Annotated in this window: 12 protein-coding genes; 10 read left to right on the top strand and 2 right to left on the bottom strand. The window is 39.2% G+C overall.

All coding sequences use genetic code 11. From position 1 onward, the window contains the following. Window positions 1–120: 120 nt before the first annotated feature. The 10 genes from MTBPR1_RS18460 (at window position 121) to MTBPR1_RS09055 (ending at window position 4,705) form a co-directional block, all read left to right on the top strand. A complete protein-coding gene (locus tag MTBPR1_RS18460) occupies window positions 121–246 on the top strand; it encodes a FliG C-terminal domain-containing protein (protein WP_240492877.1) in 126 nt (41 codons plus the stop codon). Then, window positions 239–349, top strand: coding sequence for a hypothetical protein (locus MTBPR1_RS18380; protein WP_420808124.1), 111 nt, complete (start codon window positions 239–241; stop codon window positions 347–349). The genes MTBPR1_RS18460 and MTBPR1_RS18380 overlap by 8 nt, the downstream gene beginning before the upstream one ends. 13 nt (window positions 350–362) lie before the next feature. Further along, the gene (locus MTBPR1_RS09095) at window positions 363–581 is read left to right on the top strand and encodes a hypothetical protein (RefSeq protein ID WP_069188713.1); all 219 of its coding nucleotides are present in this window, start codon (window positions 363–365) and stop codon (window positions 579–581) included. A gap of 299 nt (window positions 582–880) precedes the next feature. After that, window positions 881–1,183: a hypothetical protein gene (locus tag MTBPR1_RS09090; RefSeq protein WP_069188712.1), complete on the top strand. Its 303-nt coding sequence runs from the start codon at window positions 881–883 to the stop codon at window positions 1,181–1,183. 8 nt (window positions 1,184–1,191) lie between these two features. Continuing rightward, entirely contained in the window at window positions 1,192–1,389 is a 198-nt protein-coding gene (locus MTBPR1_RS09085) for a hypothetical protein (protein ID WP_069188711.1), read from the top strand. Next, the gene (locus MTBPR1_RS09080; RefSeq protein ID WP_069188710.1) at window positions 1,386–2,057 is read left to right on the top strand and encodes a hypothetical protein; all 672 of its coding nucleotides are present in this window, start codon (window positions 1,386–1,388) and stop codon (window positions 2,055–2,057) included. The genes MTBPR1_RS09085 and MTBPR1_RS09080 overlap by 4 nt, the downstream gene beginning before the upstream one ends. Window positions 2,058–2,139: 82 nt before the next feature. Further along, on the top strand, window positions 2,140–3,192 hold the full coding sequence (locus tag MTBPR1_RS09075) for a D-alanine--D-alanine ligase family protein (RefSeq protein WP_069188709.1): 1,053 nt from the start codon (window positions 2,140–2,142) through the stop codon (window positions 3,190–3,192). A gap of 185 nt (window positions 3,193–3,377) precedes the next feature. Then, window positions 3,378–3,587, top strand: a complete 210-nt coding sequence (locus MTBPR1_RS09070; protein WP_069188708.1) for a cold-shock protein — start codon at window positions 3,378–3,380, stop codon at window positions 3,585–3,587. Window positions 3,588–3,654: 67 nt separating this feature from the next. Further along, window positions 3,655–3,855: a hypothetical protein gene (locus MTBPR1_RS09065; RefSeq protein WP_069188707.1), complete on the top strand. Its 201-nt coding sequence runs from the start codon at window positions 3,655–3,657 to the stop codon at window positions 3,853–3,855. A 250-nt stretch (window positions 3,856–4,105) separates the two neighbouring features. Next, window positions 4,106–4,705, top strand: a complete 600-nt coding sequence (locus MTBPR1_RS09055; protein WP_083222998.1) for a 2OG-Fe(II) oxygenase — start codon at window positions 4,106–4,108, stop codon at window positions 4,703–4,705. A gap of 253 nt (window positions 4,706–4,958) precedes the next feature. On the opposite strand, the gene MTBPR1_RS09050 is transcribed toward MTBPR1_RS09055, so the two are convergent. Together MTBPR1_RS09050 and MTBPR1_RS09045 are read right to left on the bottom strand one after the other, a co-directional pair. After that, window positions 4,959–5,579 (bottom strand): transmembrane anchor protein, encoded by a 621-nt coding sequence (locus tag MTBPR1_RS09050; RefSeq protein WP_069188705.1) that lies wholly within the window; start codon window positions 5,577–5,579, stop codon window positions 4,959–4,961. Between the two features lie 15 nt (window positions 5,580–5,594). Next, entirely contained in the window at window positions 5,595–6,329 is a 735-nt protein-coding gene (locus MTBPR1_RS09045) for a HupE/UreJ family protein (RefSeq protein WP_083222997.1), read from the bottom strand. Window positions 6,330–6,488 lie beyond the last annotated feature (159 nt).

Raw genomic sequence — 6,488 nt, 5'->3', positions numbered from 1 at the left:
AACAATAGGCATTTCATGTCTGTTAGGAAGTATGTATACATTAGATACGGATTATAAATTGTGAAACAGTTTCATAATTTCCCACATTCAGGTTCTGCTACGTCAGGTAGATAAAGATAAATTGTCTACACTCTCAAGGGTGACTCTGAAGAAGTAAAAGACCTTTTCTTCAAAAATATGTCAGAATGTGCTGCTAAGATGATGGGTAAAGATTTGGAAGGCCATAGGGCCTGTTCGGTTGCGTGATGTTGATAAAGCACAAGCTGAAATCGTCGTTGTTGTAAAACAATTGATAGATGCGGGTGAAATAAACATTTCGCAAACAGGCGAAGAAGAATTGATTTTTTAAGGAGATACAAGTTATGGGATCAGGATCAACACGACCTAACACAGCCGATGATAAAATGATCGCTGCCATTGAACGCGGTGATCAAGGCGGTTTCAAAGACAGTAAACCACCCAAGATCAAAGACAATACGCTCATTAAATCCAAAGAAGCACAAAAGAAGAAAACTCAGGATAAAACCAAAGCCCTGAGAGTATTGAGGCAGGCTGCTGAGAAAGAAAGAGAAAATAAATGAATTCAAACAACCATTAAATATCATTTCTCTATGCGAAAAAGCATAAATAACTATTTTCAAATTCAAAATAAATACTTGATATTAATTTTAGTTTCCGGTGATGGGAATTAATAAAAATATCTATTTTATTTAAAATGTAATATAATAATTCTTAAAGCGTATAATAATGTGAATGTAAAAAATAATTTTTATTTCATAAATTAAGCGCATATATACATTTTTTTGGTCTCTATAAAAAAAGAGCCATTTTCTTTCTTGTATATCACAGTAACGTAACGCCACCTTGATAGGAGGCTGCTATGACTATTCGTACAAGCTCTAAATTCGTGATTTTCAACCATCCCTTTAAAATTGGCAGGTTAGCTGAAATTCAACCGGCTGGTTCTTATAAGGTCGATACAGATGAAGAACTCATCGAAGGACTGAGCTTCATTGCATATAAGAGAGTTATGACGGTTATTCACTTGCACAGCAAAAATAAGCTGAAATCCCTTACGCGTGCATTAACCATCACAGCAAAAGAACTTAAAGAAGCTCTGCAAAATGACAATGTAGCCAATGGTAATGTTCTGGAAGACTTGCACATTGATTACAAGTTTTAAGGATAACTATGTCGTACAAAAAACCGATAAAACATCCTGCCAAAGGTGATGAAAACAGCCAAATACTTGATTCCTTAGATGATGTCGGTGAGGAAAATTCTGACGGAAATGAATTGAGTATTTATGGACTAGCCGCTCAATTAAAAAACATCATTACTCAATACAGAATGGATCGAGCCGAACGAAAACATGAAAGCAAAAAATGAACAATCATTCTCAATCGAGATTATTGCTGAACTTAACAATTATACTTTTTGCCCTTATCTTAAACTGGCCTCAACCAACGCATGCTGAAACGATCCCAATGAACGCTCATGCCGAGAAATATGGTCTCGGCTGGGAGTGTGATAAGGGTTACTTTGAAATAAAGAATACGTGCCAGAAAATTCAAACCCCTAAACATGGCTTTTTAACAAACCGATCTTTTGGTGAAGGCTGGGATTGTCTACGTGGATATAAGCGAGACAATAAAAGATGCATCGCAATAAAAATCCCCAAGAATGCCTTCTTGGATGATTCTGGGAATGAATGGGAATGTGAGCGAGGGTATAGAGAACAAAGTGGGAAGTGCCTAAAAATTAACATTCCAAAAAATGCTTTTCTGTCTCCAAATACATATGAAAAGGGTTGGGAGTGTTTACGTGGTTTCCAAGCAAAAAATAATAAGTGCATCAAAATAAAAGTTCCTGAAAACGCCTATCTTGACGATGGCGGCTATAAGGTCGGTTGGAAATGCCAGCGGGGTTTCAAGGCGAACCAAGAGAAATGTAACCCTGTCATACTTCCTGCAAATGCTCATCTTGACTATTCAGGTAACGATTGGGAGTGCGATGCCTCCTATGTCAAATCCCTCGACACTTGCTTACGCCCATAATTTATTAAATTCCATTCATGAGGGACGACTACGACTTTTGGAAGTTCCTTTCCACTTATTCATTCTATGAAATGATCAATTGATGAAAACCAACCATGCAATTACAAAAATAAACAAACGCATTGAAATTGTCTCGACAGATAACAGAGCTATGAAGGAAACGGGTTTCGGGTCATTAAAAACCTGTCGAACAATCACCGACATTCTACAGCAACATTATACAGATGTTAGTTTTCGTGAAGCACGCAACAAAGATGATTTGGAAGATATTATAAAGCGAAAACCTGATCTGGTTGTCCTTTGTGTGAAATACATTTGTACGCCCCAAAAGATCAATCTTGCTGACTTTTTTACCAAGCATAATATCGCTCATACAGGCTCAGGTGACGCGACCCTTGAATATGACTCTAATAAAGGCAAAGCTAAAACGATTTTGTTGGAGAATGGCATTGCCACGGCTAAATTCTTTTTAACACAGCCTGATGGCATAAAGACTGAGATGCAACTTCCTCTGCCACTCCCATTATTTGTTAAACCCTTAAATGCTGCCAACGGAAATGGGGTGGATGAGAACTCCATTGTTCATGATTGGCTCAGCTATACTCAAAAGGTTGAGGAATTATTCAATCAATATGGTGGAAGTTCAATTGTTGAAGAAATTCTGCCCGGAAGAGAATTTACAGTCGCCGTACTGGAAGACCTGAGTACAAACACCCGGCACGCATACCCTGTAGAGATCATTGCACAGAAAAACTCTAAGGGTGATCGCGTTCTGGGTGCGTTTGAGAAATCAAGTAATCAAGAACGGGTTTTGGTTGTTGAAAATTCTGTTTCAGACGCGGTATCGGAACTGGCAAAGAAAGTGTTTTCAATTCTAAACGTAAAAGATTTTGGTCGCATTGATGTGAAAATGGACGCAAAAGGCATCCCTCATTTTATCGAGGCTAATCTGGTGCCCGGCCTCACACCTGAATCAAGTTATTTCCCGCGTTCCTGTAACATGGATGGGGCCATGCCTTATGAAGCGTTAATTCTAAACATCATTGATTTTGCACTAAAACGTAGCAGACAACATACTTGTATAGAACAGAGCAGAATAACCTCTCCTCTTACCGATTTAAAACCAGCGATTTAGATTTATGTTGATTTTATTAATTTTTAAGTGCATAAAGGGCGTTCAAAACTTCGCACAGTTATGCGTTACTGTTATTTTCGGTACATCTGATATTCCGAGTCTCTCTGTACATTGTGATTTATATTGAACGTCTTCTCATACGATGTGAGAGGCGTATTTTGGCATTCCAATTAAAGGACAATGTAATGGCTATTGGAAATGTAAAATGGTTTAACCCGACAAAAGGTTTTGGCTTTATTCAACCTGAAAATGGTGGAGATGACGCTTTTGTTCATATTTCCGCTGTTGAACAAGCTGGGCTTTCTGGATTGGAAGACGGACAAAAAGTCGAGTACGAACTGGAAACAGGACGTAACGGCAAGACATCTGCAATTAACTTGTCTGTTCTTTCTTAAGTTATTTCGTCAAGCTGTCTCTGTCAGTAGATGGAGGCAGTTTTGAACAAAAACAGCAGGGTTCGCTATGGTTAAACCACCTTTATCAAGGGCGGATGAACTTGCTCTTAAAAGTAAAAAAGAAGAAAAGCGTTTTATTAAGAACAAAAAAGACGCGACAGATGAACGTGCAATAAAAAATGCAAATCTCAAGGCATTGCGTCTTGAGCAAGAAACAAAAGACAAAAAGGCTGCTGAGAAAGCAAAAAAAGCGGCTCTAAAAAAATAAGGAATAATATGATTCAAGGAAATGATTTCCTCATTAGGTACGGTATCCATAATTTTGTGACCTACCGAAAACAAGGAAGCAATGCTTCTTTCTCAATAAAAAAATCAGAACCCACAAAAATGGTTCACCATGCTCAGGACTTGATCCGAGGCGCTTTTGGCGAAACGGTTAGTATTAGCTTCCACTGAATTAAATAGAAAAATAGCCTGTATATTTGCATTGAATTATACAATGCCGACTGGATTGATAATTGCCCCCATCAGAAGTTTACCTTCCCAAAGCTAAATGGCTAAAATCTGTTGATTCAGCCATGTTTGCCTCGCACGGTGTATTCTCTATTACTGAATGCGATCAAATTATCCAATTGTCTAAAAATGATATGCAAGATACAGGGCTGGTTAACAATCAAAATGTAAGTGATGTGCGCCAAAGTAGCGTACATTGGATTGATGAGGAAAAGGACAGTGATTGGGTTTTACGCAAAATAATGCGTGAGGTATCTGATATTAATAATATCCATTTCGATTTTAACCTGACTGACTTTTCTGAGTTGATCCAAATCGCAAATTATCAAGCGATTTCTGGTGGCCATTATGATTGGCATACGGATTTAGGCAGCTCTGCAATCGCATCAAGAAGAAAACTCACATTGGTCGTACAGCTCTCTCACCCAGATGAATATGAAGGAGGGCTCTTAGAAGTCAATGTTGGTGGAAACATTCACCAAGCTTCCCTAAGGCAAGGCTCTGCTATTTTGTTTCCTTCATTTGTATTACATCGAGTTTCACCTGTTACAAAAGGAAACAGGTATTCACTTGCTTGTTGGGTACATGGGCCAACTTTTAGGTGATCTGTGAATTATAATACAGATGTTCTCTCGTAGAAATTCAGCAATCACATGAGTCTGTTGTGGGTCAGGAGCCGTCATTCATACTCAAGAAATAGACTTCCGTTAACAGGCGTAAAGCGGACATTTTTTTGATTATGACTGCTATTACGGCAAAAGCAGACCTGTTGCACAAGCTAGAATGCCTGCTGTTGACCCGAACCAGAATAAACTATTCAATAAAAAAAGCGGAGACCTTTGCCTCCGCTTTAGTTGGTTATTTCATATGTTTTAGTTCGCTATAGTCACCTTTCACACGCAGTGTGATTTTGATGGGTTGCTTGTCTCTGTTGCGCCAAAACCAACCATGATATCCATCAAATTCCGCAATAAGGCCACCAACATCGCCTGTGACACCACGCCCTTTTTGATAGCTGGTAGATTTGCCTGCCCCATCACCATGAAGGTCATAGTTGGCGCGTCCCCCATCTACGCTCCAATCGTAATTGGCAATGGCACCTTTTTTCATTTTCAACTTATATTCAGTTCCTTGTCCGGGAACGAGTTCAAAGCTGATTTCATCTTTCCAAGTGCCACTTGGTGTTTCTGCATTTGCGGCCTTAATCGTAAAGACCGAAGCAAGAGCATTCCAAAGTAATTTATTAGTCGTGTTAGAAGAATGATCTTGAGCAGCTTCTTCTGCCAATTGTGCTTTGATTTCACCCATTTCTGTTAACCCCAAGACACCACCAAGGCCGGTTGGGTCGATTGCATACTCAGAAGGCAGGACGATGGTAACAAGAATAACAACAGCACAAACAAAAGAGATCACTGTTGATTTGATTAACTGCTGAGTAGATGGAATTTCCACATGAGTTGGAATATTTTCGTTATACATAGTGATACCTTTATTTTAGGAGACGAAATAGCCAGTTAACTGATATCCAATCAGCACAAAACCAGCCGTCATCATAATTACATTTGCGTTGTAGGCATGTTTGAAGAAGCTACTACTCCTTCTCCACCATCCCATCGCTATAAGAATGGCACTCAATGCCAAAATTTGTCCAATCTCCACGCCAACATTGAAAGCTAATAGGTTTGGAATAAGGCCGTCTTCGGCAATTTCGTAGTCTATGATTTTTGATGCCAGACCAAAGCCATGGAAGAAGCCAAAGACCAACGTGGCAATCTTTGTATTGGGCTGAAAACCAAACCAGCGTTGATAAGCACCAAGGTTGTCCAATGCCTTATAGACGATTGAGAAGCCAATGATGGCATCAATCAGATAACTGTTGATGCCAAAGTCAAACAGAACACCTATGATCATCGTTGTTGAATGTCCAACAGCGAATAAACTGACGTAAATCGCAATGTGTTTTATGCGATAGAGAAAGAAGATCACACCAAAGAGAAACAGGATATGATCGTATCCTGTGACCATGTGTTTTGCCCCTAAATAGGCAAAAGGTATAAGCTGTATACCAAATATTTCTTGGATATAGCCTTTGTCGCCTTCAGCGACGGCGTGTGCAAAAGCGATATTGGCAAACGAAAATACGGCTATTACAGCCAGAAAGATCGTTAAACCCGATTGTAAAAGCATTGCGTTTTTTCGGTTACTTTCACACTTCATAAACTGAAGCATTTATATTTCCTTTTCGGTTTTTATTACAGATATTCTCTGCCGTTAAGACAGAACAACCAAAAAGGAACCTCTCGGAGGACGTTCCAGACCATGCACGTTATGGCTAACGGCAAGATCATTCCTCATATAAAGAGACGCAACAATACTACCTATCTCAGT

It is taken from the genome of Candidatus Terasakiella magnetica, assembly GCF_900093605.1.
Classification (GTDB): Bacteria; Pseudomonadota; Alphaproteobacteria; order Rhodospirillales; family Terasakiellaceae; genus Terasakiella; species Terasakiella magnetica.
The sequence above is the reverse complement of the archived record's forward strand: the minus strand, read 5'-3'. Positions and strand labels throughout refer to the sequence as shown.

Excerpts from the sequence above, each read along its gene's own strand:
- MTBPR1_RS09080 (WP_069188710.1), top strand. The coding sequence starts at position 1,386 with ATGAACAATCATTCTCAATCGAGATTATTGCTGAACTTAACAATTATA.
- MTBPR1_RS09090 (WP_069188712.1), top strand. The coding sequence starts at position 881 with ATGACTATTCGTACAAGCTCTAAATTCGTGATTTTCAACCATCCCTTT.
- MTBPR1_RS09095 (WP_069188713.1), top strand. The coding sequence starts at position 363 with ATGGGATCAGGATCAACACGACCTAACACAGCCGATGATAAAATGATC.
- MTBPR1_RS09085 (WP_069188711.1), top strand. The coding sequence starts at position 1,192 with ATGTCGTACAAAAAACCGATAAAACATCCTGCCAAAGGTGATGAAAAC.
- MTBPR1_RS09070 (WP_069188708.1), top strand. The coding sequence starts at position 3,378 with ATGGCTATTGGAAATGTAAAATGGTTTAACCCGACAAAAGGTTTTGGC.
- MTBPR1_RS09050 (WP_069188705.1), bottom strand. The coding sequence starts at position 5,579 with ATGTATAACGAAAATATTCCAACTCATGTGGAAATTCCATCTACTCAG.
- MTBPR1_RS09075 (WP_069188709.1), top strand. The coding sequence starts at position 2,140 with ATGAAAACCAACCATGCAATTACAAAAATAAACAAACGCATTGAAATT.
- MTBPR1_RS09065 (WP_069188707.1), top strand. The coding sequence starts at position 3,655 with ATGGTTAAACCACCTTTATCAAGGGCGGATGAACTTGCTCTTAAAAGT.
- MTBPR1_RS09045 (WP_083222997.1), bottom strand. The coding sequence starts at position 6,329 with ATGCTTCAGTTTATGAAGTGTGAAAGTAACCGAAAAAACGCAATGCTT.